The organism is Rhodanobacter sp. Soil_C_14 (assembly GCF_057657335.1).
In genome coordinates this window covers 357,176-383,665 of record NZ_JBDGIQ010000004.1, presented here as the reverse complement: position 1 = coordinate 383,665, position 26,490 = coordinate 357,176, and the positions used below count along the sequence as shown (strand labels likewise).

Annotated in this window: 27 protein-coding genes; 12 read left to right on the top strand and 15 right to left on the bottom strand. The window is 66.3% G+C overall.

The window, feature by feature from the left end; genetic code table 11:
• Positions 1-34: 34 nt before the first annotated feature.
• Positions 35-847 (bottom strand): class I SAM-dependent methyltransferase, encoded by an 813-nt coding sequence (locus tag AC3A56_RS12410; RefSeq protein WP_056766220.1) that lies wholly within the window; start codon positions 845-847, stop codon positions 35-37.
• 178 nt (positions 848-1,025) lie between these two features.
• On the opposite strand from AC3A56_RS12410, the gene AC3A56_RS12405 reads away from it, so the two are divergent.
• Entirely contained in the window at positions 1,026-3,788 is a 2,763-nt protein-coding gene (locus tag AC3A56_RS12405) for a M14 family zinc carboxypeptidase (protein WP_487770535.1), read from the top strand.
• 135 nt (positions 3,789-3,923) lie between these two features.
• Here the strand turns inward: AC3A56_RS12405 and AC3A56_RS12400 are convergent, their stop codons facing one another.
• The 5 genes from AC3A56_RS12400 to AC3A56_RS12380 all read right to left on the bottom strand — a co-directional run bounded on the left by AC3A56_RS12400 (position 3,924) and on the right by AC3A56_RS12380 (position 8,817).
• Positions 3,924-5,573 carry a GGDEF domain-containing protein gene (locus tag AC3A56_RS12400; protein ID WP_487770534.1) on the bottom strand — a complete coding sequence of 550 codons (1,650 nt, stop codon included), beginning with the start codon at positions 5,571-5,573 and terminating at the stop codon, positions 3,924-3,926.
• Positions 5,574-5,747: 174 nt separating this feature from the next.
• Positions 5,748-6,083 carry a hypothetical protein gene (locus AC3A56_RS12395; RefSeq protein ID WP_056766224.1) on the bottom strand — a complete coding sequence of 112 codons (336 nt, stop codon included), beginning with the start codon at positions 6,081-6,083 and terminating at the stop codon, positions 5,748-5,750.
• Between the two features lie 209 nt (positions 6,084-6,292).
• Positions 6,293-7,102, bottom strand: a complete 810-nt coding sequence (locus AC3A56_RS12390) for an SAM-dependent methyltransferase (protein ID WP_487770533.1) — start codon at positions 7,100-7,102, stop codon at positions 6,293-6,295.
• Positions 7,103-7,344: 242 nt separating this feature from the next.
• A complete protein-coding gene (thpR, locus tag AC3A56_RS12385) occupies positions 7,345-7,941 on the bottom strand; it encodes an RNA 2',3'-cyclic phosphodiesterase (protein WP_487770532.1) in 597 nt (198 codons plus the stop codon).
• 18 nt (positions 7,942-7,959) lie between these two features.
• Positions 7,960-8,817 (bottom strand): DUF3014 domain-containing protein, encoded by an 858-nt coding sequence (locus AC3A56_RS12380; protein ID WP_487770531.1) that lies wholly within the window; start codon positions 8,815-8,817, stop codon positions 7,960-7,962.
• A gap of 283 nt (positions 8,818-9,100) precedes the next feature.
• On the opposite strand from AC3A56_RS12380, the gene AC3A56_RS12375 reads away from it, so the two are divergent.
• On the top strand, positions 9,101-9,598 hold the full coding sequence (locus AC3A56_RS12375; RefSeq protein WP_487770530.1) for a hypothetical protein: 498 nt from the start codon (positions 9,101-9,103) through the stop codon (positions 9,596-9,598).
• A gap of 4 nt (positions 9,599-9,602) precedes the next feature.
• Here the strand turns inward: AC3A56_RS12375 and AC3A56_RS12370 are convergent, their stop codons facing one another.
• Both AC3A56_RS12370 and AC3A56_RS12365 read right to left on the bottom strand, forming a co-directional pair.
• The gene (locus tag AC3A56_RS12370; RefSeq protein ID WP_487770529.1) at positions 9,603-10,364 is read right to left on the bottom strand and encodes an ABC transporter permease; all 762 of its coding nucleotides are present in this window, start codon (positions 10,362-10,364) and stop codon (positions 9,603-9,605) included.
• Positions 10,361-11,293 carry an ABC transporter ATP-binding protein gene (locus tag AC3A56_RS12365; RefSeq protein WP_487770559.1) on the bottom strand — a complete coding sequence of 311 codons (933 nt, stop codon included), beginning with the start codon at positions 11,291-11,293 and terminating at the stop codon, positions 10,361-10,363. Before AC3A56_RS12365 ends, AC3A56_RS12370 begins: the two co-directional genes overlap by 4 nt.
• Before the next feature lie 145 nt (positions 11,294-11,438).
• Here AC3A56_RS12365 and AC3A56_RS12360 point away from each other — a divergent pair, with 145 nt between their 5' ends.
• Both AC3A56_RS12360 and AC3A56_RS12355 read left to right on the top strand, forming a co-directional pair.
• Positions 11,439-12,659, top strand: a complete 1,221-nt coding sequence (locus tag AC3A56_RS12360; RefSeq protein WP_487770528.1) for an NAD(P)/FAD-dependent oxidoreductase — start codon at positions 11,439-11,441, stop codon at positions 12,657-12,659.
• A 107-nt stretch (positions 12,660-12,766) separates the two neighbouring features.
• Complete coding sequence (locus tag AC3A56_RS12355) at positions 12,767-13,300, top strand: lipocalin family protein (RefSeq protein ID WP_487770527.1); 534 nt, start codon at positions 12,767-12,769, stop codon at positions 13,298-13,300.
• 12 nt (positions 13,301-13,312) lie between these two features.
• On the opposite strand, the gene AC3A56_RS12350 is transcribed toward AC3A56_RS12355, so the two are convergent.
• Positions 13,313-13,813 carry a nuclear transport factor 2 family protein gene (locus AC3A56_RS12350; protein ID WP_487770526.1) on the bottom strand — a complete coding sequence of 167 codons (501 nt, stop codon included), beginning with the start codon at positions 13,811-13,813 and terminating at the stop codon, positions 13,313-13,315.
• A gap of 147 nt (positions 13,814-13,960) precedes the next feature.
• Between AC3A56_RS12350 and AC3A56_RS12345 the strand changes: the two genes are divergently transcribed.
• Positions 13,961-14,428, top strand: a complete 468-nt coding sequence (locus AC3A56_RS12345) for a MarR family winged helix-turn-helix transcriptional regulator (RefSeq protein WP_056718210.1) — start codon at positions 13,961-13,963, stop codon at positions 14,426-14,428.
• A gap of 81 nt (positions 14,429-14,509) precedes the next feature.
• Complete coding sequence (locus AC3A56_RS12340) at positions 14,510-14,935, top strand: organic hydroperoxide resistance protein (protein WP_056766243.1); 426 nt, start codon at positions 14,510-14,512, stop codon at positions 14,933-14,935.
• 46 nt (positions 14,936-14,981) lie between these two features.
• Here the strand turns inward: AC3A56_RS12340 and AC3A56_RS12335 are convergent, their stop codons facing one another.
• On the bottom strand, positions 14,982-15,431 hold the full coding sequence (locus AC3A56_RS12335; protein ID WP_487770525.1) for a PepSY domain-containing protein: 450 nt from the start codon (positions 15,429-15,431) through the stop codon (positions 14,982-14,984).
• 277 nt (positions 15,432-15,708) lie between these two features.
• Between AC3A56_RS12335 and AC3A56_RS12330 the strand changes: the two genes are divergently transcribed.
• Positions 15,709-16,923, top strand: coding sequence for an HD-GYP domain-containing protein (locus tag AC3A56_RS12330; protein ID WP_487770524.1), 1,215 nt, complete (start codon positions 15,709-15,711; stop codon positions 16,921-16,923).
• A gap of 78 nt (positions 16,924-17,001) precedes the next feature.
• Complete coding sequence (locus AC3A56_RS12325) at positions 17,002-18,246, top strand: putative bifunctional diguanylate cyclase/phosphodiesterase (protein ID WP_487770523.1); 1,245 nt, start codon at positions 17,002-17,004, stop codon at positions 18,244-18,246.
• Between the two features lie 15 nt (positions 18,247-18,261).
• On the opposite strand, the gene AC3A56_RS12320 is transcribed toward AC3A56_RS12325, so the two are convergent.
• On the bottom strand, positions 18,262-18,606 hold the full coding sequence (locus AC3A56_RS12320) for a zinc ribbon domain-containing protein YjdM (RefSeq protein WP_487770522.1): 345 nt from the start codon (positions 18,604-18,606) through the stop codon (positions 18,262-18,264).
• A gap of 115 nt (positions 18,607-18,721) precedes the next feature.
• Here AC3A56_RS12320 and AC3A56_RS12315 point away from each other — a divergent pair, with 115 nt between their 5' ends.
• Complete coding sequence (locus AC3A56_RS12315; RefSeq protein WP_157598954.1) at positions 18,722-19,090, top strand: VOC family protein; 369 nt, start codon at positions 18,722-18,724, stop codon at positions 19,088-19,090.
• A gap of 43 nt (positions 19,091-19,133) precedes the next feature.
• Here the strand turns inward: AC3A56_RS12315 and AC3A56_RS12310 are convergent, their stop codons facing one another.
• The gene (locus AC3A56_RS12310) at positions 19,134-20,615 is read right to left on the bottom strand and encodes a carbohydrate-binding protein (RefSeq protein WP_487770521.1); all 1,482 of its coding nucleotides are present in this window, start codon (positions 20,613-20,615) and stop codon (positions 19,134-19,136) included.
• Positions 20,616-21,272: 657 nt separating this feature from the next.
• Between AC3A56_RS12310 and AC3A56_RS12305 the strand changes: the two genes are divergently transcribed.
• Positions 21,273-22,151 (top strand): DMT family transporter, encoded by an 879-nt coding sequence (locus tag AC3A56_RS12305; RefSeq protein WP_082542750.1) that lies wholly within the window; start codon positions 21,273-21,275, stop codon positions 22,149-22,151.
• A 14-nt stretch (positions 22,152-22,165) separates the two neighbouring features.
• On the opposite strand, the gene AC3A56_RS12300 is transcribed toward AC3A56_RS12305, so the two are convergent.
• From AC3A56_RS12300 to AC3A56_RS12290, 3 genes are all read right to left on the bottom strand, one after another.
• Positions 22,166-22,735: a 2'-5' RNA ligase family protein gene (locus AC3A56_RS12300; RefSeq protein WP_487770520.1), complete on the bottom strand. Its 570-nt coding sequence runs from the start codon at positions 22,733-22,735 to the stop codon at positions 22,166-22,168.
• A gap of 269 nt (positions 22,736-23,004) precedes the next feature.
• Positions 23,005-23,271, bottom strand: coding sequence for a DksA/TraR family C4-type zinc finger protein (locus tag AC3A56_RS12295; RefSeq protein ID WP_056718219.1), 267 nt, complete (start codon positions 23,269-23,271; stop codon positions 23,005-23,007).
• A gap of 39 nt (positions 23,272-23,310) precedes the next feature.
• Positions 23,311-24,075: a tetratricopeptide repeat protein gene (locus AC3A56_RS12290; protein WP_487770519.1), complete on the bottom strand. Its 765-nt coding sequence runs from the start codon at positions 24,073-24,075 to the stop codon at positions 23,311-23,313.
• 131 nt (positions 24,076-24,206) lie between these two features.
• On the opposite strand from AC3A56_RS12290, the gene AC3A56_RS12285 reads away from it, so the two are divergent.
• Together AC3A56_RS12285 and AC3A56_RS12280 are read left to right on the top strand one after the other, a co-directional pair.
• Positions 24,207-25,967 carry an acyl-CoA dehydrogenase family protein gene (locus AC3A56_RS12285; RefSeq protein WP_487770518.1) on the top strand — a complete coding sequence of 587 codons (1,761 nt, stop codon included), beginning with the start codon at positions 24,207-24,209 and terminating at the stop codon, positions 25,965-25,967.
• Positions 25,968-26,011: 44 nt separating this feature from the next.
• Positions 26,012-26,428 carry an OsmC family protein gene (locus tag AC3A56_RS12280; protein ID WP_056718222.1) on the top strand — a complete coding sequence of 139 codons (417 nt, stop codon included), beginning with the start codon at positions 26,012-26,014 and terminating at the stop codon, positions 26,426-26,428.
• Positions 26,429-26,490: the final 62 nt, after the last annotated feature.

Sequence of the window (26,490 nt, the reverse complement as noted above, 5' to 3'; positions counted from 1 at the left end):
ACCGCCGCAACTCAAGCAGGTCGCGTTGCGCCAATCACTTCGCGGGTTTGCGGAAGCGGAAGATGAACTGGTCGGTGTGGCCGCGTATCGCCTTGTCGAACACCTTGATGTCGTGCGGATCGGCGGGGTTGTGCAGCGCCTTGCTTTCGCCGTCGAAGACGAAGCCGGCGGCCTCCACTTCCTGCTTCACCGAGGCCGGGTCGATCCGGTGCAAGGTGTTCGTATCGGCGAGTCCCGAACCGGCCGGAGCGACGTGGTCGATGATCACGAACAGGCCGCCGGGCTTGAGCGCATCGAACACCTGACGATTGAAGGCCGCGATGTCCATCGGTCCCATGAACGGATCATGGAAGTCGTGGTAGTTCTGCGCGGTGAACACCAGGTCCACCGGCGCCGGCGCCTGCAACTTCGCCGCCGGCTGCTGCAGGATGCCCACGTTGGCGTAGTGCGGCGTGGCCGTCAGCTTCTGCCAGTTGGCCAGGCTTTCGGTGTCGAACTTGCCCATCTCGTTCGGCCACACCGTGTAGACGTGACCCTGCGGCCCGACCACGGCGCTGAACACGCGGGTCCAGTAGCCGCTGCCGGGGACCAGTTCCAGCACGCTCTGGCCCGGCTTGACCTGGGCGAACAGCATCACCTGTTCGATCTTGCGGCGGTTGTCGTCGCCCTTGTCGGCGGCGCGGGCGGGGTCGTTCAAAGCCTTCTTCACAGCAGCCTTCTCCACAGCGGCCTTGTCGATACCGGTCTTCTCGGCCTTTTGCGAGGCCGCGTTCGGGTTCGGCGCGTGGGCCGAAACGGCAACGGGAATTGCGAGGCAAAACAGGGTTGCAAGCACGGTCGGTCGCATGACGCTACTCCATGGCAAGAGGTCTGCCGATTGTGCACCCGATTCGCGCCACGAACCCGTGCCGACCGGCACGGTGCATGCGAGCCGAATCCCTACCTGACTGATGGCCTATCCGCAGTCCGGCGCGCTCTGGCAAAGTGGGGAAATCGGCCGGCCTCGGCCACGGGGGAAGCTGATCATGCATACAACCATCCGGTTCTCATGCGGCGTGCTGTTCTCGCTCGGCGTGTTCGCCGCCCACGCCGCCAGCACCGTCGTGGCCAACGACTACGCCCGCGCGCCGGATCAGCCGGTCGACCAGGCCTATACCGACCAGATCCTGAAATTCACCACCGACCCGTCGTTCAACACGCCGCTGACCAGTTACCTGCCCGCTTCCGCCAGCGTCCCCACGCCGGAGAAGGTGCTGGGCCATGTCGCCGGCGCGCCGAACTACCTGCCGTACAGCGCCGACGTCCATCGCTACTTCCGGGCGCTGGCCGCCGCCAGTCCGCGGGTCAAGGTGTTCACCATCGGCAAGAGCGAGGAAGGCCGCGAGATGATCGCGGTGGCGATCGCCGACGAGAGTCTGCTGGCCGGGCTGGACGCGAACCGGGCGCGGCTGGCCCAGCTGGCCGACCCGCGCACGATAGCCATGGACGATGCGAAGGCCGACCAGCTGGTCGCCCAGTCCACCCCGGTCTACTACATCACCGGCGCCATCCACTCCACCGAGACCGGCTCGCCCACCGCGCTGATGGAACTGGCTTACCGCCTGGCGGTGGACGAGGCGCCATACATCCGCCACATCCGCTCGCACGTGATCACCCTGATCACGCCGGTGGTCGAGGTGGATGGCCGCGACCGCATGGTCGACCTGTACAACTGGCACCTGGCCCACCCCGGCCAGAACTATCCGCGACTGATGTACTGGGGCCACTACGTGGCGCACGACAACAACCGCGATGCGATGGGCATGTCGCTGGCGCTCACCCGCAACGTGGCCGACACCTTCGTGGGCTGGCATGCCCAGGTGCTGCACGACCTGCATGAATCCGTGCCGTTCCTGTACGACAACACGGTGGGCGACGGCCCGTACAACGCGTGGATCGACCCGATCCTCACCGGCGAATGGCAGCAGCTGGGCTGGGACAACGTGCAGCAGATGACCCGGCTGGGCATGCCCGGCGTGTTCACCCACGGCGACTTCGACACCTGGAGCCCGGGCTACCTGATGTTCATCGCGGCCATGCACAACGGCATCAGCCGGCTTTACGAAACCTTCGGCAACGGCGGCGCCGACACGGTGCAGCGCATCCTCGAACCGTCCGAGTACGAGCGCACCTGGTACCGGCCCAATCCGCCGCTGCCCACCGTGCTGTGGTCGCAGCGCAACAACAACAATTACCAGCAGACCGGCCTGCTCACCGCGCTGAACTATTTCGCCGGCAATGGCCAGCAGTTCCTGAAGAACTTCTACCTGAAGGCCAAACGCTCGATCGAGAAGCCGCAGCAGGCCGGGCCAGCCGCCTACGTGTTCAGCGCCAGCGATCCGCGCGCCGGCTCGCGCGCCCAGTTGCTGCGCGTGCTGCAGCGCCAGCATGTGGAGATCAGCCGCACCAGCGCGCCGGTCACCGTGAGCCTGCCCGCCCCGGCCGACAAGCCAAAGAAGCCGGCCACGCAGACATTCCCCGCCGGCAGCTACGTGGTGCGCATGGACCAGCCCTACTCGCGCATCGCCGACACCTTGCTGGATCGCCAGTACTGGTCGCCGAAAGATCCGCAGCAGCATCCCTACGACGACACCGGCTGGTCGATGGGCGACCTGTTCGACGTGCAGGTGGCGCGAATCACCGATCCGGCGATCCTGCAGGCGCCGATGAGCCTGGTCGGCCAGCCGGTCGACGTACCGACGGGCCTGGCCGCGATCGATCTGCCCAACGGAAAGCTGCCCCGCATCGCGCTGATGCACACCTGGCTGGGCACCCAGACCGAAGGTTGGTGGCGCATCGCGCTGGACAACCTGCAGGTGCCGTATGACTACATCAGCACCCAGGATGTGGCGAGGATCGGCGACCTGCACGCGAAGTACGACGTGATCCTGTTCGCCCCGATCGGCGACGCCAGCGCGCGGGAAATCGTCGACGGCATGCCGATGTGGGGCAACCCGCTGCCGTGGAAGACCACGGCGCTGACGCCGAACCTGGGTCGCATCGATGCCACCGACGACACCCGTCCCGGCCTGGGCAGCACGGGCCTGGCCAGCCTCAAGCGCTTCGTGCGCGACGGCGGGCTGCTGGTCACCGCCGAGGACACTGCGAAGTTCGCCATCGACACAGGCATGGCGCCGGGCGTTTCGATCGTTCCCACCAGTCGGCTGAAGGTCGTCGGCAGCGTGCTTCAGGCGAAGTTCGTCGACCGGCGCAGTCCGATCGCCGCCAGCTACACGCGCGACGAACTGGCCTTGTACAGCGCGGCCGGGCAGTCGTTCAGCGTATCCAGCCTGCTCACCGGCGACCACGGCCTGCCCAGCGCGAAGAACTTCCAGCGCCCGACCGGACGGGGTGGCCCGCACGACACCGACACGCCGGAAGGCCGCGCCGCGACCGCCGCGCCGGCGCTGCCCGACGTCAAGCCATGGCAGCCGATGCCGCTGAACGCCGAGCAGATGCGCAACAACCCGTGGGTGATCCCGCTGGACCAGCGACCGCAGGTGATCCTGCGCTACGCCGCGGCGAAGGACCTCTTGATCGCCGGCCTGCTCGATGGTGGCGACGAGATCGCCGAACGCGCCGCCGTGGTCGACGCCCGCTACGGCAAGGGCCATGTGCTGCTGTTCGCCAGCAACCCGATCTGGCGCGGCGAAACCATCGGCAGCTACCCGCTGGTGTTCAACGCCATCCTCCATTTCAACCGGCTGGATGCGCCGACGGCGAAAGCGCAAGACACGGCGTCACCATAAGCGACCCCGACTAACCCCAGGCGTAGGGCGGGCACTGCCCGCCGCTTCTGCACAATGTGATGGAAAGCCGGCGGACGGTGTCCGCCCTACGAGGGCATGCCGAGACGCATCGCGCACCGGGTGCGCCAGATCGGCTTACGCGTTCTCGACCGCCACGCCGGCGACACGCTCGCGTGGCTGCGCGTCATCGCAGACGCGAACCCGGTTGCGACCCTCGCGCTTGGCGCGGTACAGGCCGTCGTCCGCATCGATCAGCAGCTTCCTGAGGTCGTAACCCGAACGCTCGATGGTGGCCACGCCGAAGCTGGCCGACACCGCCACCGCGAGCGAATCGTCGCTACCGGCTGCGTCGGCGATCGCCGCGCGGATCTGTTCGGCGCGACCCAAAGCCTGTTCCAGCGTGCATTCGGGCAACACGATGCCGAACTCCTCGCCACCGAGCCTGCCGAAAATGTCGGTGGAGCGCAGGTGTTTCTGGCACGCCGCCACGGCGCGTTTCAGCACGCGATCGCCCACCGCATGCCCGTGCGTGTCGTTGACCACCTTGAAGTGGTCAAGGTCGATCAGCACCAGGCAGGCCTGCCGCGACGACTTGCGGCAATACTGCAACTGCAGTTCGGCCGAACTGACGAAATGCTGCCGGTTGAAGATCCCGGTAAGCCCGTCGCGCCGCGCCAGCTTCATGAAGCGCAGTTGCGAGCGTTTGATGCGGTAGGTCCAGAACGCGATGAAGCCGAGCACGGTCAGCAGCAGGATGATGTACAGCCGGTTGGTTTCCGACGCGCTGCGATCAAGCGACTGCTGCAACTGGAGGATCCGGTTCTGCTTGTTCAGCGTGTCGATCTGCAGCTTCTTCGCTGCCACCTGCTGCTGCACGGTCTGGAACGCGAGCGCCTTCGCGCTGAGCTCGTCCAGATAGCCCTTGTCGGCAGTCATGTACCTTTCGTGATACGCCAGCGCCGAGGCGAAGTCACCCTGCTGCTTGGCACCCAGATACAGGATCCGGTAGGCCGTGCTGATGGATTCGGCGTAATGGTTGTGCGTGCCGTGCGTGATCGCCGCCAGCGCCGACTCCCGCGCCAGCTGCAGTTGCCCGGTTTCGTAGTAAGCGGCAGCCAGCAAGGCGTTGAACTGGGCCAGCTGGGGAGCGTAGCCGTCGCGTTCCGCCGCCGGGTAGTTCTTCCGCAGCAGGGCAATCGCCTGCTCCGGATGCCCGCGACTGACATCCAGCTTGGCCGCGAAATAGCGAATGCCATTGGCGTAGAGGCTGTTGCCCTCCTTGATGCAGACCTCGATGCCCTGCGCCATCAACGATTCGATGCCCTCCCACTGGCCACTGCCGAACAGAGCCGCGATGCGGGCATGGTCGTCCACGCAGGTATAGCCGTCGATTGCCAGACCCTGCCTGAATATCTCGTTGGCGTAATAGGACGCCAATTCATACTGGCCAGCGTCCGCGTACAGGGAGGATGCCACTACAAAGCCCTTTTCCCGCATGCGCGGAGTGATACCCACGCCATCCTGCAGGGAAACGATCAATCGGCTCAGCTGGCGGAAGGCCTCTTCGAAGCGGGACTGCTCCGACAGGGAATTCACTTGCAGTATCGCGGCCTGCAACGACAGGTTCGGATCTTGCGAGTGGCTCAGGATGCCGTCAATGAGCGCATCCGATTTCTGGTAATCGCCACCGAGAACAGCCTGCCAAGCCTGCAGATAGCGCAGATGCTGCCTCCGTTCCGGAGACAACTGATCCGCCATCGAATCCAGACGACGCAGCAAGCTCACGCATTGCTTCGTGAGCGCAGTGGGACAAGCCTGTGTCTCAGCCTGCTGCAACAGGACTTCGCTTTCGTTTGTCGTCGCGGGTTCTGTCGCGCAAGCCATGCCGGCAAACAGGGCAAGGCTGCCAATCAAGCTGATCAGCAGCCATCGACACCGGGTGCCGGAATTGGGCATCGACTAGGCCCGACGAATCTCGCGTTCGCTGGCACTCGCGTGTTCAGCAAGGTCCTTGATTTCCTGCTCTTCCTCGGCGTCATCCGGCGGCGGCGGCGGTACGGCCGGCCGCACCGGAGTTGACTCGGTACCTGGCGGTCCGGGCGGTGCCACCAACATGCACATGGGCTTCGTTCCGAGCAGAGTTTCCAGCTTTGCAGCATTCCCCTCCATCACCACCGACTGCATCTCGGGTGCAAGATCGCTTGCGGACAGGACCTCCGCCAGCTCGTCCGCTGACGCCTGCGACAGCTGGGCATCGCCCCCCATCCTTTCCATGAAATCGATAATGTCTGACAAGATTCCCCCTTTGAACCTGATCGTGGTGCAACTGCAAACGTTCAGACCGGCTGATGAACGACTTCGACGGCGACGCGCCACACCCATTCACTCAATCGATCCACCGAAAACGATAGTCTGCCCCCCGGCAGTAGTGCGTCTGATACCCCCGTGGACGCGCTGGGCAGCATAGCGCCACCGTCGGGCTACCGCCAGCGCATCGCCTGCGCTCACGATACCGGAGAAAGCGCCTTGTCCAGGGCATCGAAGCGCGCCAGGATTTCATGATCCGGCTGCAACGGACGTGCCGGCGGTATCACCACCGTGTCCGCCATCTCGACCGTTGCCTGGGCAAGCGTGCCCAGCAGCCGCCGCTCGATGCGTGGTGACTGGATCGGCAAGGTCGCCGCGCGGTAGATGATCACCTCGTGGGTCAGCGGGTAATCACGCGCCAGCACGTCCACCAATACCTGGCGATAGGCGGCGTTGGTCGAGAAGCGCGCCATCGACTGGTCGCCCACCACGCCGACCTGCCACAGGATCAGGTAGGCGGTGGGGTCGATGCGGCGGCGGTAGAACAGCAGCTGGCTGGCTTCGTAGTGTTGGCAGCCATACGCACCCGGGTCGATGCCCAGATCGGCATACAGGCAGTCCTCGGCGGACACGCCCGGCTCCATGTGCGCGCGATAGCCTTCGTCGCGGGCCAGTTCGATCGCCTTGTGCGGCACCCAGGCGAACACACCGGGATGGCCGTAGAACACCCCGCAGACCCGCTTGCCCGCGCGCACCTCGACCAGCATGGCCTCGACCATCTGCCAGTAGGTGTTCATGCGCGAGCTGCCTTCCTGGTAGAAGGGCTGCAGGCTGCGCACGTCGGCATGCATGCGCTGCAGCCACAGTTCCACAATGCCGTCGGAGAGCGCGGCAAACACCACGTCGGCCTGTTCGATATGGCTGCGCGCCAGCGGCCCCAGGTGCGAACCCAGGGTCATGCCCAGACCGACGCAGACCAGGCTTCCGGTCGAAGGCGTTGCTTGCATCTTGTTGCTCGCTTGAGATGGATCGGTCCGTTGTACCCGAATCCCGCGTCGACGGAAACGCCTCCCCCGGCGACCTGATCAGGCCCGGCGGCAATGGCAGCCCTGTGGTCGAGAACCCGCCGCGATCGCCGCGCGTGAAGCTGGCCTGCTCACGCCCGCAACAACGACGAGGACGAAACGGGCGTCCATCCGGATACCGCACCCGCTGCGACGACGCCACTACAGCGATATCACCGGGCGCGCTAACGCAGCGACCAGTCCGCCAGCACCTGATAGTCCTGCTGCCCCACGACGCTGTGGATCAGTCCGACCCGGGTGACCGGCCAGGCCACCGACTCGATCGGTGCCGTTTCCGGCAGCATGCCCTGACCATAGGCGAGTGTGACGTGCGGCGTGAAGCTGCGCTCGACGTGCCGCCCCTGCCCGGCCAGGACCAGCGCATGGCGCAACTCCTGCCACAACTGCTGCAGCGGCTCTTGCATGCGGATGCTGCGCAGGACGCAGGGCGGCTGGCGGCCGCGGAAACTGCTGGCGTGATCGAGCACCCAATCGAACGCGGGCACGCCGCCGAGCCGGCCTGCCGCCGCCCTGGCGGCATCGACCTGGTCTTGGCGCAGCATCGCGTGGTCGCCCAGGAAATGCAGCGTGGCGTGGTAGCGCGCCGGATTCACCCAGCGTGCGCGCAGGCCGGGGTGGTCGGCCTTGAGGGTTTCCGCGATCTGCGCCAGGCGTGCGCGGGTCGCGGCATCCGGCAGCAGCGCCAGGAACAGCCGGTGCACTTCGGCAGGATGGGCATCGACAGCACCAAGCAGATCGAGTTGCGGATGGTCAGCGGGCACGGGAGCGACCAGGCAAGGTCATGGGTACCTTCCGTCGGCCGCCGCCGGCGTGGCCGGCAAATGTTGCCCGATCAGCCCGGCGCGGATCGCACGCAGTTTCGCCTTGATCCTGGCCTCGTTGGCGGAGCCGACGCGCAGCAGCAGCTTCTGTCCGGTCGAGAGCGACTCCAGTGCGGGGTCGGCATGGACGTAGAACGTCTTCGAGCGCACCACCGCGGGCGGTTGGGCCGGTTCCGGCGCCGCCAGCAGGTCGTCGATCACCACGATCAGGCGATCGTTGAAATAGCCCTTCGGATAGCCCAGTTGCCGGTAGGCCTGCTGGAACAGCGGATAGGCATGCACGTACCAGGCCACCAGCGCCTGCGGGTCGGTCGCGTCCACGACCTGCATGTAGGGCGCGTAGCGGGCGCTGTTGCCGGCGCCGATCACCGTCGCGCCGTCGACCTCATCGACCGCAAACGCGCCTTTGGGCACATGCGCCGGCAGTGTGAACGTACCCAGCCCGTCGTGCCGGGGCAGCGCGTCGATGGTGGTCACGATGCGGGTGATCAGTTGCTGGCTCACCAGCAGTGACGACAGGTCGCTGCCGCCGGCCAGTGCGGCCAGTGCCGAAGCCACGCCGGCATCGCTGTCATCCAGTGCGGGCAGCGCGGCGGTCGAGGCGGTTGCCGGGCCGGCCTGTGCCTGTTCGATCGGATGCTGGATCGGCGTGCTGGCCGGAGCAGTTCGGGCCGACGCCGAAGCGGCTGGCGTGGTCGGTTCCGGCGCGCCCGGGTGCATGGCCTTGCGCACCAGGTAAATGCCTCCCGCCACGATGGCCAGGACCACGACCACCGCTCCGATCCGGCTGCCTGTCGATGCTTGTTGCTTGCCCACGATCTCTCCCGTTGTGCCGTATATCCCGGTTGGACTTGCATGCGCCCCATTCGTTCATCGCGCTCGCCCGAACCTGCGAGGGCACACCGTACAGGCCTGCGGACGGGGCGACCGTGCTCCCGTTCCCCTTCGGCACATGTAAAGACGCGCCGACGCAGCCCATCGTTTCTGATAACAAGGGGGTCACGCAACGATGACGTTGCGACGACAAAGATAGGCGCGGCAAACCCGCCTTGCCCGTGCCGTCCGCAGGGGCGCCATGCCGGAAGTGGAGGGACACTCCATGAAAACCCGATGCGTATTCAGCACGCTCGACCTGCCGGCAGCGCGTGCCGCGATGGCCGCGGCGCGACAAGCCGGCGTGGACGACCACGACATCTCGCTGGTCGCCCGCGAAGACATCGAGCTGGAAAAGATCCCCGATCACCTGATGCAGGGGCGCAACGACTTCTACCCCGCCGCCGTGCGCGGCGGCGTCTGTGGCGGCGGCACCGGCCTGCTGCTCGGACTCGTCGCGGTCGCCGTGCCGCCGCTGGGCGTGACGCTCGCCGGCGCCGCGGCGATGACGATTGCCGGCGCCGCGTTCGGCACCTGCATCGGCGAGATGGTCGGCTTCGAGGTACCCGATGCGGTCAGTCGCAAGTTCAAGGACGAGATCGCGGCCGGGCGCATCCTGGTGGTGATCGACGCCAGCAAGGAGCAACTGGGCGCCGCCGAACCGGCCGTGGCCCGTACCGGCGCCACGCTGCTGCCGTTCCATGCGCATACCGCGTTGAGCTGAACCGTCAGGCCTTCAGCCGATAGCCGCTGCGGAAGATCCACCACACCGCGGCCAGGCAGATCGCGAGAAACACCAGGGTCATGCCCACGCTGACACCCACGCTCACGTCGGACACGCCGTAGAAGCTCCAGCGGAAACCGCTGATCAGGTAGACCACCGGATTGAACAGGGTGACCTTCTGCCAGAACGGCGGCAGCATGTGGATCGAGTAGAAGCTGCCGCCGAGGAAGGTCAGCGGCGTCACGATCAGCAGCGGCACCAGTTGCAGCTTCTCGAAATTGTCCGCCCAGATGCCGATGATGAAGCCGAACAGGCTGAAGGTGAGCGCGGTGAGCAGCAGGAACGCCAGCATCCACAGCGGATGTTCGATCTGGAACGGCACGAACAGTCGCGCGGTGACCAGGATGATCAGCCCGAGGATGATCGACTTGCTCGCTGCCGCGCCCACATAGCCGGCCACGATCTCGAACGCGGACACCGGCGCCGACAGGATCTCGTAGATGGTGCCCACAAACTTCGGGAAGTAGATGCCGAACGAGGCGTTCGAGATGCTCTGCGTCAGCAGCGACAGCATGATCAGTCCCGGCACGATGAAGGCGCCGTAGCTGACCCCGTCGATCCCGTTCATGTGCGAGCCGATCGCCGCGCCGAACACCACGAAGTACAGCGAGGTGGAGATCACCGGCGAGACGATGCTCTGCAGCAGCGTGCGCCAGGTGCGCGCCATTTCGAACAGGTAGATTGCACGGATGGCGTAGACGTTCATGCGCGCTCCCTCACCAGGTTCACGAAAATATCCTCCAGCGAACTCTGGCTGGTCTTGAGGTCCTTGAAGTCGATGCCCGCCTCGCCGAGCCGCCGCAGCAGCACGTCGATGCCGGTGTGCTCGCCTTGCGCGTCGAAGGTGTAGACCAGCTGGCTGCCGTCGGCCGACAGCTCCAGCGCATAGCCGGACAGCGAGGCCGGCACGCTGTCCAGCGGACTCTGCAACTGCAGGGTCAGCTGCCTGCGGCCGAGCTTGTTCATCAGCTCGGCCTTGTCCTCGACCAGGATCAGTTCGCCCTTGTTGATCACCCCGATGCGGTCGGCCATCTCCTCGGCCTCATCGATGTAGTGCGTGGTCAGGATGATGGTGACGCCGGTGTCGCGCAGCGCGCGCACCATCGCCCACATGTCGCGGCGCAGCTCCACGTCGACGCCGGCGGTGGGTTCGTCCAGGAACAGGATCTGGGGCTCGTGCGACAGCGCCTTGGCGATCATCACGCGGCGCTTCATGCCGCCGGACAGGGTCATCAGCCGGCTGTCCTTCTTGTTCCACAGCGAGAGTTCCTTCAGCACCTTCTCGATGTACGCCGGGTTCGCGCTCCTGCCGAACAGGCCGCGGCTGAAGCTGACCGTGTTCCACACCGTCTCGAACGCGTCGGTGGTCAGCTCCTGCGGCACCAGGCCGATCTTCGCGCGCGCCGCGCGGTAATCGCGCACCACGTCGTGGCCATCGGCCAGCACCGTGCCCTCGCCGGGATTGACGATGCCGCAGATGATGCTGATCAGGGTGGTCTTGCCGGCACCGTTGGGTCCGAGCAGGGCGAAGATCTCACCCTGGCGGATTTCCAGGTTGATGTCGTTCAGTGCCTTGAAACCGGAGGCGTAGGTCTTGCTGAGTTGCTTTACGGCAATGATCGGCGGCACGCACATGTCCTGGCAACGATCGGGGAACGCGCATGGTATGCCGGTGGCAATGGCCAAGGCCAGCCCGCCAGTCCGGTAGTCCCGCTCACGACGCGAAGACATCGGACACCCGACGCTGCGCCATCGAATCGGTGCGCCAGGGTCAACCGGCATGGATCTCAAAAGTGGCTATCCGTTCTGGGCGATCAGCAACGGCCTGATGCATGCGTTCCCGCCGTTGCGGCAGGACACGCGCTGCGACGTGGTGGTGATCGGCGGCGGCATCACCGGCGCCCTGATCGCCCATGAACTGGTCGCGGCGGGACACGACGTTGTCGTGGTGGAACAGCGCGACATCGGCTGGGGCAGTTCCGCGGCAAGCACGGCGCTGTTGCAGTACGAGATCGACACGCCAATGAGCGAGCTGGCGCGGCGTTACGGCGAGGCCGATGCGGTACTTGCCTACACCGCCTGCGCCGAGGCGATCCCGCGCCTGGGCACGCTGGCCCGTGAGGTGCGCGACGTCGGCTTCGCGAAAATGCGCAGCCTCTACTACGCCAGCCGCCGCCGCGATGTCCCGGCGATGCAGGACGAACTCGCGCTGCGTCGCAAGCATGGCCTGGCCGTGGAATGGTTGTCGGCGGACGCGCTCCGTGGCGACTACGGCATCGAGGCGCCAGGCGCGATCCTCAGCCGGCTGGCCGCCCGCATGGACCCGTACCGGATGGCCAACCGGCTGTTCGCCCGGCTCGAACGCCGCGGCACGGCCGTGTTCGATCGCAGCACGATCCATTCCATCGAGGCGGGCAGCTTGGGCGTCACCCTGCGCAGCAGCGACGGCATCCGCCTGCGCGCAAAACACGTGGTGGTCGCCGCCGGCTACGCCAGCCAGCAATGGTTGAAGACACCGGTGGCACGAAACCGCAGCAGCTACGCCTTCGTCACCGATCCGCTCGATCCGGATGCGTTGCATGGCCTGGCCGACACCATGGCCTGGGAAACCGCCCGCCCCTACCTGTATCTGCGCAGCACCGCCGACCACCGTCTGCTGGTCGGCGGCGAAGATGACGCCATCGACGTGCCGGCCCTGCGCGATGCACGGGTCGACCGCAAGGCGCGCAAACTGGTGGGCAAGGTGGCCAGGGCCATTCCCGGCCTCCGGCTGACCCCTACCTTCGCCTGGGGCGGCACCTTCGCCGAGACTGATGACGGCCTGCCGTTCTTCGGGCCGCATGCGCAATACGGGCCGCGCGTGCATTTTGCGATGGCCTATGGCGGCAATGGCATCACTTACAGCATGCTGGGCGCGGAGCTGATCCGCGCGCTGATCGAACGGCGCAGGCACCGGTTGGCATCGCTTTTCTCGTTCGCCCGGCTGGAGCGCAAGCCATGACGTACCAGCCAGCCGATGACGCGCCCCTGGCCATTCCTGCTCGATGCCCGCATCCAGTGGCACTTCCGACACGTAGCATGCTCTGTCCCTCCTTGCCGGCATCCGCCATGCCCTTCCTGCTTCTGTTTTTCGCATCGCTGGCCTTCGCCGCACCCGTCGCGGCGGCCACGCTGCCGAACGAGCCGGTGCGCTCGCTCGACCTCAACCACTACGCCGGCCAATGGCACGAGATCGCCCGGTTGCCGATGTATTTCGAGCGCAAGTGCCTGGACGGCGTGACCGCCAGGTACACGCCGAACGCCGACGGCACCGTACGCGTGGACAACACCTGTCGCACCCGCAAGGGCCGGATGTCGGTCACCGGCGTGGCCCGGATCAAGGACGGCCAGCCCGGTGCGCTGGAGGTGCGCTTCGCCCCGGGCTGGCTGAGCTGGCTGCCGGTGACCTGGGCCGACTACTGGGTGATCGAGGTGGACCCGGACTACCAATGGGCGGTGATCGGCAGTCCCGGCCGGAAACATCTGTGGATCCTCGCCCGCAAGGCGTCGATGGACGATGCGCTGTTCCAGACGCTGAAGGAACACTCGCGCCAGCGCGGCTACGACGTCGACCAGCTGATGATCACCGCGCCGCTGGAGTGACCTGAAACGCCCTCACTGCGGGTGCACGGCACCCAGCGGGCTCGGCGCGCAACCGACCTTCTGCACCGTGTAGCTGATGCCGGCGATGCGCCAGCCATCGGCGGTCCGCGCCAGGCTGAAACTGTCGATGCCGCAATGGGACAGCTTGCCGTCCAGATGGAAGTCGTACGGCGCCCATACCTGGGCGAGATTCCCCTGCACGGTGACCTGTGCATCCCAGATGCGCTCGAGGAAGGCTTCCTTGCGCTTGGCCAGCGTGTCGAGATAACCGGTATCGGCCTCGATCCGCAGCTTGCCGTCGGGCAGCAGCACCACGAAGTTGGCGCCGGGCAGGATCAGCCGACGCGAAGCTTCCACGTCATGCCGGGTCATGGCCACAAACAGCGCATCGACCGCGCCCAGGGCCTCGCGCTGGGCCGCGCTGTACGTTTCCCCGGCGTGGACACCGGCTCCACCCAGCGCCACGGAGGCGGCAACCGCGAGTGTGACGAACCTGCTGATCCGGAAGTCCATGCGTAGTCCCCTGGGCTGCTGCGTGGATGCCGGAACCTCTGGCGGCACCGGCGGGTCCACAACTCTACTCCAGCCGCGCGATACGGCTGCAATCTCGCGAACAGGATCGCTTGCAAACGAATAGCGCGCTATGTAATATGCGCAGCCATGAAAGCCGCCCGCACCACCACGAAGCCTGCCGCCAACGCCGTACCCCGGCTGGATGCGCAATTGTGCTTTGCGCTCTATTCGGCCGGGCTGGCCATGAACAAGGTGTATCGCAAGCTGCTCAAGGCCCTCGACATCACCTATCCGCAGTACCTGGTGATGATGGTGCTATGGGAGGACGAAAGCCTCAGCGTGTCGGAAATCGGTGAACGCCTGTTCCTCGACTCCGCCACCCTGACCCCGCTGCTCAAGCGGCTGGAGTCCGCAGGCCTGGTGACGCGGCTGCGCTCGCGCGATGACGAACGCCACGTGGTGATCTCGCTGACCGCCCGGGGCAAGGCGCTGCAGGGCAAGGCCGGCAAGGTGCAGGAATCGATCTTCTGCGCTACCCGCTGCGCACCGGAGCAGCTGATCCACCTCAAGCAGGAATTGCAGGACCTGCGCCGCAAGCTGTCCACCGAGGACTGATCGCCAATCGTTTTTCCATCATTCAAATAGCGCGCTATTTGATAGCACGCAACTTCACCACCCCCAACCAAGGAATCCGCCATGTCCATCGAAAAAGTCCTGTATCGCTCCAAGGCCACCGCCACCGGTGGTCGCGACGGCCGCGCCACCTCCTCCGACAACGTGCTCGACGTCAAACTGACCACCCCGAAGGAACTGGGTGGCGCCGGCGGTGACGGCACCAATCCGGAACAGTTGTTCGCCGCCGGCTACTCGGCCTGCTTCCTGGGCGCGATGAAGTTCGTGGCTGGCCAGCAGAAGCTACAGCTGCCAGCCGACACCCAAGTCACCGGCCAGGTCGGCATCGGCCCGATTCCCACCGGCTTCGGCATCGAGGTCGAGCTGACCATCACGATCCCCGGCATGCCGCGCGCCGAGGCCGAGGCATTGGTGCAGAAGGCGCACATCGTCTGCCCCTATTCGAACGCCACCCGCAACAACATCGACGTGACGCTGACCATCGCCTGAGTCACCGGCCGCGGCAGGCCGCATTCCAGCCTGCCGCGCCGACGGGTCAGAACAACAGCAGCAACAACGGCACCACGACTCCGGCGCCGAGCACCGCACCGAACACCGCGGGGCGGCGGGTGAAGCGCCACGCCATGTACAGCCCGCTCGACACCGACACCAGCAGGCCCAGGGCGACCAGCGCAAAAAACACCTTCATCGGCCACAGATTCTTCTTCGCTGGCCGAGCCGCCCCGTCGCGCGGTTGCGCGACCGGCATCGGTTGTGCCGTGTTGCCGGCTGCCGCGGCCGGCGGACGCCGCCGCTGTGGCATTTCCAGGGTCTGTTTCTTGTGCAGTTGCGCCGCGCTGGCCAGCCAGGCCGGCGGCGCGTAGCTGCTGCCGCGCGAGCCTTCGTGCAGGCCAAACACCTGCAGCCCGCCCGTGATGGCAAGAAACAGCAGCATCGGGGCGGTGAACACGCCCAGGTGCAGATGGATCGATCGGAAGGTACGCAAGAGTCGGTGAGTGGGCGACATACGGGCACGAGGGTCCTGGGCAAGGTGTTGCACTGTAGTGGCACCCCTCGGCGAGGCCAATGGTCCGGTCGGCGCACGCATTGATTCGCGACCACGTCCCTGCCCGGTATGCAGGCATCCTGCGCGACATGCTTCATTGGCATCTGCACACAATCCCCTGCTAGGCTGCCGGGTGTTGCAGGAGGCGGAAAGTCTGCCGCCGGGCCATTCGGCCAGACCATCGGCTCGCCCCATTCCAGCCAGCCCGGGACCATGCGTGGCCTTTGAGATCGAAGAACAGCGCATGGACGTCCACGCCCTCCGGCTTGGCATGTACGTGTGCCGGCTCGACCGACCGTGGGAAGCGACCTCTTTTCCCCTGCAGGGAGTGGGGTTGGCCAGTCCCGAGGATCTCGCTGCCGTCCGCGCGGTTTGCGAGTACGTATACATCGACCTTCGCCGCCAGGTGCCGATAACGGCACGACCGGCACTGACCCGCACCAGCCTCTCCGGGACCCGCTTCAAGGACACCGTCCAGTACGCCGACAGGATTCCGGTCGAGGAGGAAGCGCCGCGGGCGCACGCCGCGCTGGACAACGCCGGCGAGATGGTCGACCGGATCTACGAAGACATCGCCAGCGGCCGCGAGCTCTCGGTGGAGCGCGTGGAGCAGGCAGTGCGACCGCTGGTGGCCAGCGTGCTGCGCAGCGCCGATGCATTTTTCCTGGTCGAGGGCTTGCGCCGGCACGACAACTATTCCTACAGCCATTCGATCGGTTGCAGCGCGCTTGCCGCCGCGTTCGGGCGGCACATGGGCTTCGCCGAGGACACCATTCTCAGCCTGGCCGCCGGCGGCCTGCTGATGGACGTGGGCAAGACCCGCGTTCCCGAAAACCTGTTGCGCTATCCCGGCTCGCTCTCGCCCGCCGAAGTGGACGTGGTGCGCTCGCACGTCGAGGCAGGGCTGGCGATCGTCTCCGAGTCGGACATCACCGACCAGGACGTGCTCGACATCCTGCGCAGCCATCACGAGCGCCATGATGGCAGCGGCTATCCCGACGGCCTGGCCGGCAACATGATCCCGATCACCGGACGCATGCTCGGCATCATCGACACCTACGACGCGATGATCAGTCCGCGCCCCTATCGTCCGGCCATTTCCCGTCACCACGCGCTGCGGCAGATCTACGCCACCCGCAACACGTTGTTCCAGGCCGAGATGATCGAGCGCTTCCAGGTCTGCCTCGGCGTCTACCCGACCGGGTCGCTGGTGGAGCTGAGCACCGGCGAGGTCGCCGTGGTGATGGCGCAGAACCAGGTGCGCCGGCTGCGCCCCAAGGTCGTCGTGCTGACCCGGTCGAACAAGCAGCCGCTGGAGGATTTCCATCAGGTCGACCTGATGCAGCAGGGCCATGACGCCGCGGTGGACATCGTGCGCAGCCTGGTCGCCGGCGACTATGGCATCGACGCCGCCGGTCTGTTCCTGAAATGACGCAGCTGCGATGATTCGCCCGTGCCACGGGTTCGCGCTCCACCCGTCCTCAAGTCTCCAGGCCGCGTTGCCATCGACATGCTGAATCGGGATTCCCTGTTTGCCGCGATCGAGGAACAAATCGCCGCCTGCGCCGAAACAGGCGGGCGTTTCGCCGTGCTCATGCTGCGTGCCCGCGGCTTGCGCCAGATCGCGTTGCGCTTCGGTTACGCGCAGGGCGAGCACGCCGGCGAGATCGCCCATGAACTGATCGTGCGGTCGCTGCGCCCCGCCGACCGGGTCTTCCGCGCCGGCGACGACAGCTACGCCGTGCTGTTGCCCGACATGCTGAGCCGCAACCACGTGCTGCTGGCCAGCGCGCGACTCAGCCAGGCCTTCGAGCAGCCGCTGCACGGCGTGGAATCGCCCTGGCAGTTGCGCGCGGTGATGGGCATCGCGCTCTACCCCGAACACGGGCAGGACGCGGACCTGCTGTGCCGCCGCGCCGCGATGGCGCTGGACGAAGCGCAGCGCCGGCGCGAGTCCTGCCAGATCTACCAGCCGCACGACACCCAGGTGGAGATTTTCTACGAGGAACTGCGCGACGCCATCGAGGCGAACCGGCTGCAGGTGTATTTCCAGCCGGTATGCGAGCTGCAGGCACGGCGCCTGGTGGCCGTCGAATCGCTGGCACGCTGGACCAGCCCCCGCCACGGCGCGGTGTCGCCGGCCAGCTTCGTGCCGTTTTCCGAACAGAGCGACCTGATTTCGATGCTGACCCGCTGGAGCATCAACGCCACCCTGCGCCACGCCGCGCCGCTGTGCGCGAAGGGCGGACTGGACTTTGCCATCAACCTCTCGCCGCAGGCCTTTTCGCGGCCCGGCATGGTCGAGCAGTTCCGGGGCGCACTCGACATCTGGGGCGTGGCGCCCACCTCGGTGATCGCGGAAGTCACCGAGACCGCGCTGGCCGCGGACCTGGAGTCCAGCGTGCAGGTGCTGCGCCGGCTGCGTGACATGGGCGTGCGTATCGCCATCGACGATTTCGGCACCGGCTACGCATCGATCTCCTACCTGCGCCGCTTCCCCGCTACCGAACTGAAGATCGACCAGTCACTGATCGGCTCCATGCAGGAGGATCCGCATACGACTCGACTGGTCAGCGCGATCATCAACATGGCCCACGACCTCGACCTCGCCACGATTGCCGAAGGCATCGAGAACCAGGCCACCGAGGACCTGCTGGCCGGCATGGGCTGCGATTTTGGCCAGGGCTACCATCTCGGCATGCCGGAAGCAGCAGCCGATTTCGTGCAGCGCTTCCAGGCCTTGCCCCCGGACTGACAACGGGCAGCGGCCTCAGGCCTTCTTCAGGAAGCACACCTTCAGCACCAGTCCCTTGATCTTGTCCGAGCTGCCTTCGATGTGCTCGTCGTCGCCATCGACCAGGCGAATGTTGCGGATCACCGTGCCCTGCTTCAGCGGGATCGATGAACCCTTCACCTTGAGGTCCTTGATCAGCGTCACGGTGTCGCCGCTGTTGAGCACGTTGCCGTTGACGTCGCGCACCACCAGCGCATCGCCACCCTCGCCGTTACCCGACGCAATCGGCCACTCGTGGCCACAATCGGCGCAGATGTAGTTGTCGCCGTCGGGATAGGTGTTCTCCATCGCGCAGGACGGACAGGCGGGAATATCGGACACGGAACGCCCCTGAATCAGGTAAACGGGCCGCGATTATAAGGGCATCGTGCGGACCTTCACGCTGCCGACATGGACGAGGCGCTAAATCTTGCGCCAATACCCGCGGAGAAACATCATGACTGCCCGCCAGGTTCTCGCCACTGTTGCCGTGAGCGATTTTGCTGCATCCAGCGCCTGGTATGCCCGCCTGTTCGGACGGGACCCTGACGACACACCCAACGCGTTCTGTGCCGAGTGGCAGATCGCCAGGCGCACGCGCATCCAGCTGCTGTCGAGGAACGAGCTGACCGAAGAGCCCTGCTGCCACGCCGGTGCAACGTCGGTCGGCATCATGGTCGAGGATCTGGACGAAATCCTGCATGACCTGCAGGATCGCAACATCGACGTCCCTGCCCCGCAACTGGCCACGCACTTCGTGCGTTTCGCGCCGGTGTGCGATCCGGACGGCAACATGGTCACCTTCGTCGAATCGGCGACGTCCTGAAAGCTGGCGGACCGGCATCCGGCCGGTCCGCCAGCTCCTGTTGCTACTTGCCCAGGTCCTGCAGGAACCGCTTGCTGTACTGCAGCGGCGTGGTGCCGTTCACCGAATTGCAGATCGGCGATGCCGTGCCGCCACCGCCCGCGCACGGCGTGTCGCGATCCAGCGACCAGAAGTGCACGCCGGCCATGCCCTGGTTCACCGCGTAATTGACCACGGTGTCCACGTCGGAAATCCGGAACACTTCGCTGCTGACGTCATTCACGCCGATCATCGGGGTCAGCTCGATGCGACTGGCGGGAATGCCGTAGGTGTGCTGCAGGTTCAGCGCCGCCTGGATCGCCGACTGGCCCATGTCGCACTGCCCGTTCGACACCACGCACACGCCGGGGCTCGCCGAACCGAAGTCCATCACCATCAGGTTGATCGTGTAGTTCGGCAGGTTGGCTGCCTTCACCGCGCGCACCACCATGTCGCCGACGCCGTTCAACCCGCCGTAGCTGCCGTCCGATGCAGCCAGCGTGGCCAGCGTGAACGAGAAGCGCAGGTTCGGATACAAGGTGTGCGCGTACGCGGCGTTGGCGATCAGGTTGTTGATCTGCGCCTGTGACTGGGCACCTTCGATATCGAAGTCCAAGCCGACCATGTAGGGCGAGGCGTAGCGCGAAAGGAACTGCGCCATGCCCGCCGCCGAACCGCAGGTGAAGCTGCCCGCCTGGCCACCGGTGGAAACCACATAGCTGACACCCGCGTCGACCAGCGGCTGGATGTTGGCGCTGGCGAAGCTCGCCGCCGGGATGCCGCCCCAGCTTTCGCTGCCGCATTCGCCGGAAGCGAACGCGAGGGTGACCGCACCCAGATTCGGCAACGCGGTGGACACCAGGCTGCCGCTGCCCACCAGCGGAATCGCCGTGCCGGTGACCGCGGTGCGCATTACGTTGGTATTCCAGTTGAGGTTGATGGTGACGTCCTTGTACGGACTGAACAAAAAGCCCTCGGCGGGCGGGTTCGGCGTGCCCGGATCGCCAGGGTCCCCCGGATCACCGGGATCGCCCGGGTCCGTGGTGCCATCGCAATTGCCCTGGGCAGTCCACGGCTGGCCGGTACCCGTCGGTCCGCTGTGCGTGGCCGGGTCATCGCCCTGGGTCCACCAGTTGGCCTTGTAGTTCACCCCGTTCTCGCTGGCCAGGCTGCCGCCGCCATAGGCGGTCGCCGCATTCCATGCCGCGTCGCAACCACCCGACGCGGGCGGGTCGGTGGGCGGCGGATCGGTCGGCGGAGTGCTGCCGCCGCAAACGCCCTGCGAGGTCCATGGCTGGCCCGAACCATTCGGTCCATTGCTGCTCGCCGGGTCGTTGCCCTGGGTCCACCAGTTGGCCAGGTAGTTGTTGCCGTTCTCGCTGACCACGCTGCCGCCGCCGTAGGCGGTCGCCGCATTCCACGCCGCGGCACAGGCGGGCGCGGATTGCGCGTGTGTCGCCTGCAGCGGCACTGCCGCCAGCAGGGCCACCGAAAAGCACGTGCCCATGGCACTGCCCAATGCACTCAAAGCCAAGCCGGACCACACAGCCGATCGTTTCGCAAACATGAGATGTCTCCTGTCGGGACTACATCGCTACGGGTGGGTTGTCAGGACAGGCCTGGCGACGCTCCGGTCAGCCATGGGCGGGGGAACCCGGTGTCCTGCTGCCTCCTTGCTCGCTACCGCTTCTTATGGACGTGCTGTCCCGTCATAGACTTGAATGACAACGTTGTCTATCAGACTTTTTCCAAACTGTGACGGGGAACCGCCAGCCATGATCCGCGCTTGGCTCCAGCCGTCATCAAGCCGCGGGCTTGCCTCACATCGCGAGGAGGTGACGAAACCTCATGTGGATTGACAACGTTGTCCACCAAGCGCCGAGGAATCATGAAACGCCCTCGCCGACGTCGGGACGCCGCAGCGGCATCGCCCCCGGCGCGATCGCACGTCGGCACCACCTCACCGATCGCTGCAAGGCCGAGTCCGGGTTCTGCACCATGACTGCGGGATGTCCGGCAACACGCGGTTGAACGGCGACCGCGATGCGAAGCCGGGTCGGAACTTGCAGTACCATGCGCGCCACTCTTCGCTTCCTGCGGCACGCTCCTGGAAACGACACCCACCCCGTCGTCCCCCGTCACGCCGCTGCCATTGCGCGCCGTCATGCTGATGCTGGGCAGCGCCAGCCTGTTTGCGCTGATGGCGGTCTGCATCCGCCTGGCCTCGGCCCAGCTGCATCCGTTCCAGATCACCTTCTTCCGCAGCGGCTTCGGCGCCCTGTTCGCGCTGCCCCTGCTGCACGGCCACGGCTGGCAACTGCTGCGCACCCCGCGACTGGGTTTCTACATCGTGCGCTGCGTGCTGGGCATGGGCGGGATGCTGGCCGGGTTCTGGGCGATCGTGAACCTGCCGCTGGCCGAGGCCGTGGCGCTGTCCTATTCGTCACCGTTGTTCGTCACGATCGGCGCCGTGCTGTTTCTGGGCGAAGTGGTGCGCATGCGGCGCTGGAGCGCGGTGGTCGCCGGTTTCATCGGCGTGCTGGTGATCGTGCGGCCGGGCAGCGATGCGTTCACCAGCGGCAGCCTGGTCGCCCTGCTGGCGGCCGCGCTGACCGGGGCGGTGACGATCAGCATCAAGTCGCTGACCGGCAGCGAACCGGCCGACCGCATCGTGCTGCTGACCACCCTGCTGTGGATTCCGCTGTCGCTGCCCGCCGCGCTGTCGGTATGGCAATGGCCGCAGGCCGGGATCTGGCCATGGCTGGTGCTGTCCGGCGCGCTAGGCACCGGCGGCCACTTCTGCTGGACGCGTGCGCTGCGCCTGGCCGACGCGTCGCTGCTGGCTCCGTTCAGTTACCTGCAGCTGCTGATCGTGGCGGTGCTGGCCTGGTGGATCTTCGGCGAGGCAGTGGATCGCTACACCGCGGCAGGCGCCGCCATCATCATCGCGGCCAGTCTGTACATTGCCTGGCGCGAACATCGCCTGGCGCGCGAACGGCGCCAGCAGGTGGCACCGGTGACGAGCGCCGAGCCATCGATCTGACCGGGGCCGCGCGGTCAGTAGGCGTCAGGCAATTCGGGCAGGTCCGGCATGTTGGCCAGCTCGTCCAGCAGATTGATCGACGGCTGTCCCGACGCCTCGGCCAGCGGCCAGCGCCCCACCACCTCGAAGCGTGATTCGCCGAAGAAGCTGCGGATCAGCACGAACTCGCAGGCGCGCCACTGGATCGGCACCACCGATTCCTCGATCGCCTCGATGGCGGCGCCGTGCAGCAGGCTGACATGCGGCAGGAAGCTGGACACCCCGCTGACCTGCAGGCCCGCGCGGGCCTGCCCCGCCGCAATCGCCTTGCGCAGGCCCAGCGTCGCCTCGGCGGTGGCGCTGTCCGCGCACAGCACGAACGGAAACTGGCCGTCGCGGGCGGTGAAACGCATCGCCGCGTCGAAGGTGGCGAGGAACCCTTGCTCGTGAACTTCGTCGCCGGCGGCAAGCAGGGCCTGCTCCAGCGGTTGCCGCAGTCGCTCGGGCTTGCCCATCGGGCACAGGGTCAGGTGCAGGCTGTCGACGCCCACCGGCGTGCCGCTCATGCGGTGGGTCTTGCGGAAACGCTCGCCCACGCCAGCCATCGCGGTTCGCGCGCACTCGTCCGGCAGCAGGGCAAAAAAATAGTTGATGCCAGCTGCAAGTCCGCAAGGATTCGACGGATTGGAAATGATGGTGTCCCCCCTGGTCACGCCGGCAGCGCTTCGAACGCTGTCGCCAAGCTTACCCAAACTGGCGGCTGCAATCAGGTCAACCCATCGTCAGTCCGGCAGCCTGCGGAGCTTGCCCCGCGCCGGGCAGTCGCACAAGCGTCTTCCATCGCGATGGCCGTAGCCCGCCACCACCCAGGCAGCTAGCGCAACTGGCTGTCCTTGCTGCCCCGGCGATTGTACGGGCCGCTGCTGCGCTGTTCCGTGTCCTGCGCCTGCTGGCAGGTCACGCACAGGCGAACGCCAGGCACGGCCTGGCGCCGCGCCTCGGGAATCGGCGCCTCGCATTCCTCGCAGTGACTCAGCCCCGGGCCTTGCCGCAGCTGCTGGCGCGCCCGCTGCACCGCATCGCTGACGGTGGCATCGATCTGATCCTGCACGGCGCCGTCGCCGGCCCAACCGGTTGCCATGGCTTGCCTCCGCGAGACTTCAGGGCGGGCGCCGGCAGCTCAGTGCGCCTTCGCCCGCAAATCCTGGATATATCCCAGTTCCCCCAATGACTTGGGTTCGCCGGGGACCAGTTTCAAGCAGCCTTGGTAGGCCTTGGTCGCCTCGTCGAGGCGGTGCAACTCGACCAGGGCATAACCCTGGCCACGCAGCGCCACGCACTTCAGCTCGGTGGTCGCTTCCGGGGTGGTGCCGCTGATCTCCGCAGTCCCCTCGGCCTCCTGATACAGGGCCAGCATCCGGTTCCAGTCCCCGCTGCGCTGATAGGTGAACGCCAGCTCGTTCTTGTACTGGCTGTCCATCGGCGACAGGGCCAGCGCCTTTTCCAGCGCGGCCCGCGCATCCGCGTAGCGGGCCATTTCACTGTACGCGTAGCCACGCGCCCAGTAGGCCAGCGCCCAGGCCGAACCGATCACCTCTACGGGTACATCCGCCTTGCCATTGACCGTCTTGCTGCCGAGGGTGGCGTAGATCAGCGCATCGCCCAGGCCGCGGGCGCAGAACACCATGCCCGCCCTGCCCTTGTAGAGCGCCTCGTACTTTTCGATCACCTCGTTCAGGGGGCCATCGATGGCCAGCTGGATGCGGCCAGCCTGGATCATCTCCAGGGCGCCCAGCACTTTCTTCATGTCCGCATCGGCCCCCGGCTTGCCCGCGGCATCGACGTTCAAGGTGATCGTGCTGGCCGGCTTGACCGCGGCATGCGGCGCGCAGCCGGCCAGCATGGAAGCCGCGACCAGCGCGGCGAAGATGACGAAACGATGCATGGACTTCCCCTGTTCAGATGCACGGCCAGCATAACCCGTCGGCTTGCGTGATCGGCCTGCGGCGATTGGCGTCATGGCCAGGCGCGCCACAGGTGCCAGAATGCCGTTTCAGCCCCCGTCCGGAGAACGCCGTGAACACGCCCTTGCCCGCCACCCCCGCCTTGCGCAGCGAGCACAGCGTCGCCAAGCAGCTGTTCCTGGGCAACATCCTCGAAGAGAACCTGTTCCCGTATCCGGAAATCCGCGCCCGTGACCGGGAAATGCTGGGCGCGATGACCGACGCGATCGACCAGTTCCTCGCCGACAAGACCGCCGAGCTGAAACAGTACGACCGCGACGCCGAGCAGCCGGCCGAATTCATCCAGGCGCTGCGCGAGATGGGCATGTTCGGCCTGATCATTCCCGAGGAGTTCGGCGGACTGGAGCTTTCCAACGGCGCCTATGCCCGGGTGCTGGGCCAGACCTCCAGCCACGACAGTTCGGTCTCGCTGACCATCGGCGCGCACAGCTCGATCGGCATGAAGGGCTTGCTGCTGTTCGGCAGCGACGAACAGAAGCAGCGCTACCTGCCGAAGCTGGCCACCGGCGAGATGATCGCCGCGTTCTGCCTCACCGAATCCGGCGCCGGTTCCGACGCCGCTTCGATCCGCACCAAGGCCGTGCGCAACGACGACGGCAGCTGGACGCTCTCGGGCGAGAAGATCTGGATCACCAACGGCGGCATCGCGGACTTCTATACCGTGTTCGCCCGCACCGACACGCCCGAGGGCAAGATCACCGCCTTCATCGTCGAAGCGGCGTGGCCCGGCGTCAGCCACGGTCCGCACGAGGACAAGATGGGCATCCGCGCATCAAGCACCACCACGGTGGCGTTCGCCGACGTGCAGGTGCCGGCGCAGAACGTGCTGGGCCCGGTCGGCAAGGGCTTCAAGGTGGCCATGAGCATTCTCAACTCGGGCCGCACCGGCCTGGGTGGCGGCGCGGTGGGCGGCATGCGCTCGCTGATCCGCCTGGCCTGCGCCCAGGCCAAGGAGCGCAAGCAGTTCGGCCAGCCGATCGCCGAGTTCGGCCTGGTGCGCGAGAAGATCGCCCAGATGACGATGGACTGCTTCGCCGCCGAAAGCGCGGTGTGGATGGTGGCGCACCTGATCGACGCTGGCGGCAGCGACTACTCGGTCGAGGCGGCGATGAGCAAGGTATTCGCCAGCGAAGCGGTGCAGCGCGCGTCCTACGAAGCACTGCAGATCGCCGCCGGCAACGGCTTCATGCGCGAGTTCCCGTACGAGCAGATCACCCGCGACACGCGCATCCTGTCGATCTTCGAAGGCACCAACGAGATCCTGCACCTGTACATCGCGCTGTCCGGGCTGAAGGACGTGGGCACCGGACTGAGCGAGCTGAAATCCGCCGTGGGCGAGATCTTCAACGACCCGATCAAGGGCTTCGGCGTGCTCGGCAGCTATACCGGCCGGCGCATGCGCGAGGCCACCGGCTACGGCATCGACCGCATCACCCACGAGCTGTCGCCGCGGCTGCGCAAGGTCGCCGGCATGTACGAGAAATACACCGTCGAGTTGTCCAGATCGTCCGACCAGTTGCTGCGTCGCTTCGGCAAGAAAGCCACCGACATGCAGCATGCACAGAAACGCCTGGCCGACATCGCGATCGACCTGTTCGTGGGCCTGTGCGTGCTGTCGCGTGCCGACAGCCTGGAAAAGAAATCGCACCCCGCCGCGGCGCAGGCAGTCAGCATCGCCGAGATGTTCGCCAGGCAGGCGCGCCGACGGATGGCGCGCAACGTGCGCGGGCTGGAGCGCAACGAGGACGCCGCCGTGGAGCAACTGGCCGGCGCCGTGCTGGCCAACGATGGCTACATGTGGGACGTGATCTGAGTGCGCCCGCCAAGCTTGTCTTCCCTGCCGCAGGAACCATGCCGATGACCATCTACTCCGTCCACGCCGTCACCGGACAAACGCCGTACACGGTGAGTTTCACCGATGACCAGGGCAATGCCTGGCTGGCCGACGAACCGGTCGAGGATGGCGGTGCCAATGCCGGACCGGCGCCGCACCGCCTGCTGCTGTCGGCGCTGGGCGCATGCACCGCGATCACCCTGCAGATGTATGCAGCGCGCAAGCAATGGCCGCTGCGCCGGGTCGGCGTGGACCTGCAGTTCAATCCCGAAGGCACGCCGGCCAGCGGCAACGACATCACCCGCGTGATCACCCTGCAGGGCGACCTCACCGACGAGCAGCGCGAACGCCTGCTGCAGATCGCCAACGCCTGCCCGATCCACAAGGTGCTGACCGGCGAAGTGCGCATCGCCAGCAGCCTGGCCAGCTACCCCGCCTGAGCAGGCCGGCTCCGGCCATGGCCGGTGAAGAAAACCACTGCCTGTGGTTTTCTTCTGTTGCT

What these genes read in the sequence shown, in the direction of transcription:
- AC3A56_RS12350 (WP_487770526.1), bottom strand. Translation starts at nt 13,813, where the DNA reads ATGGACTTCCGGATCAGCAGGTTCGTCACACTCGCGGTTGCCGCCTCC.
- AC3A56_RS12305 (WP_082542750.1), top strand. Translation starts at nt 21,273, where the DNA reads ATGCTGATGCTGGGCAGCGCCAGCCTGTTTGCGCTGATGGCGGTCTGC.
- AC3A56_RS12365 (WP_487770559.1), bottom strand. Translation starts at nt 11,293, where the DNA reads ATGTGCGTGCCGCCGATCATTGCCGTAAAGCAACTCAGCAAGACCTAC.
- AC3A56_RS12280 (WP_056718222.1), top strand. Translation starts at nt 26,012, where the DNA reads ATGACCATCTACTCCGTCCACGCCGTCACCGGACAAACGCCGTACACG.
- AC3A56_RS12405 (WP_487770535.1), top strand. Translation starts at nt 1,026, where the DNA reads ATGCATACAACCATCCGGTTCTCATGCGGCGTGCTGTTCTCGCTCGGC.
- AC3A56_RS12410 (WP_056766220.1), bottom strand. Translation starts at nt 847, where the DNA reads ATGCGACCGACCGTGCTTGCAACCCTGTTTTGCCTCGCAATTCCCGTT.
- AC3A56_RS12290 (WP_487770519.1), bottom strand. Translation starts at nt 24,075, where the DNA reads ATGCATCGTTTCGTCATCTTCGCCGCGCTGGTCGCGGCTTCCATGCTG.
- AC3A56_RS12315 (WP_157598954.1), top strand. Translation starts at nt 18,722, where the DNA reads ATGACTGCCCGCCAGGTTCTCGCCACTGTTGCCGTGAGCGATTTTGCT.
- AC3A56_RS12355 (WP_487770527.1), top strand. Translation starts at nt 12,767, where the DNA reads ATGCCCTTCCTGCTTCTGTTTTTCGCATCGCTGGCCTTCGCCGCACCC.
- AC3A56_RS12295 (WP_056718219.1), bottom strand. Translation starts at nt 23,271, where the DNA reads ATGGCAACCGGTTGGGCCGGCGACGGCGCCGTGCAGGATCAGATCGAT.
- AC3A56_RS12340 (WP_056766243.1), top strand. Translation starts at nt 14,510, where the DNA reads ATGTCCATCGAAAAAGTCCTGTATCGCTCCAAGGCCACCGCCACCGGT.
- AC3A56_RS12325 (WP_487770523.1), top strand. Translation starts at nt 17,002, where the DNA reads ATGCTGAATCGGGATTCCCTGTTTGCCGCGATCGAGGAACAAATCGCC.
- AC3A56_RS12345 (WP_056718210.1), top strand. Translation starts at nt 13,961, where the DNA reads ATGAAAGCCGCCCGCACCACCACGAAGCCTGCCGCCAACGCCGTACCC.
- AC3A56_RS12360 (WP_487770528.1), top strand. Translation starts at nt 11,439, where the DNA reads ATGGATCTCAAAAGTGGCTATCCGTTCTGGGCGATCAGCAACGGCCTG.
- AC3A56_RS12310 (WP_487770521.1), bottom strand. Translation starts at nt 20,615, where the DNA reads ATGGGCACGTGCTTTTCGGTGGCCCTGCTGGCGGCAGTGCCGCTGCAG.
- AC3A56_RS12370 (WP_487770529.1), bottom strand. Translation starts at nt 10,364, where the DNA reads ATGAACGTCTACGCCATCCGTGCAATCTACCTGTTCGAAATGGCGCGC.
- AC3A56_RS12375 (WP_487770530.1), top strand. Translation starts at nt 9,101, where the DNA reads ATGAAAACCCGATGCGTATTCAGCACGCTCGACCTGCCGGCAGCGCGT.
- AC3A56_RS12300 (WP_487770520.1), bottom strand. Translation starts at nt 22,735, where the DNA reads ATGGCTGGCGTGGGCGAGCGTTTCCGCAAGACCCACCGCATGAGCGGC.
- AC3A56_RS12390 (WP_487770533.1), bottom strand. Translation starts at nt 7,102, where the DNA reads ATGCAAGCAACGCCTTCGACCGGAAGCCTGGTCTGCGTCGGTCTGGGC.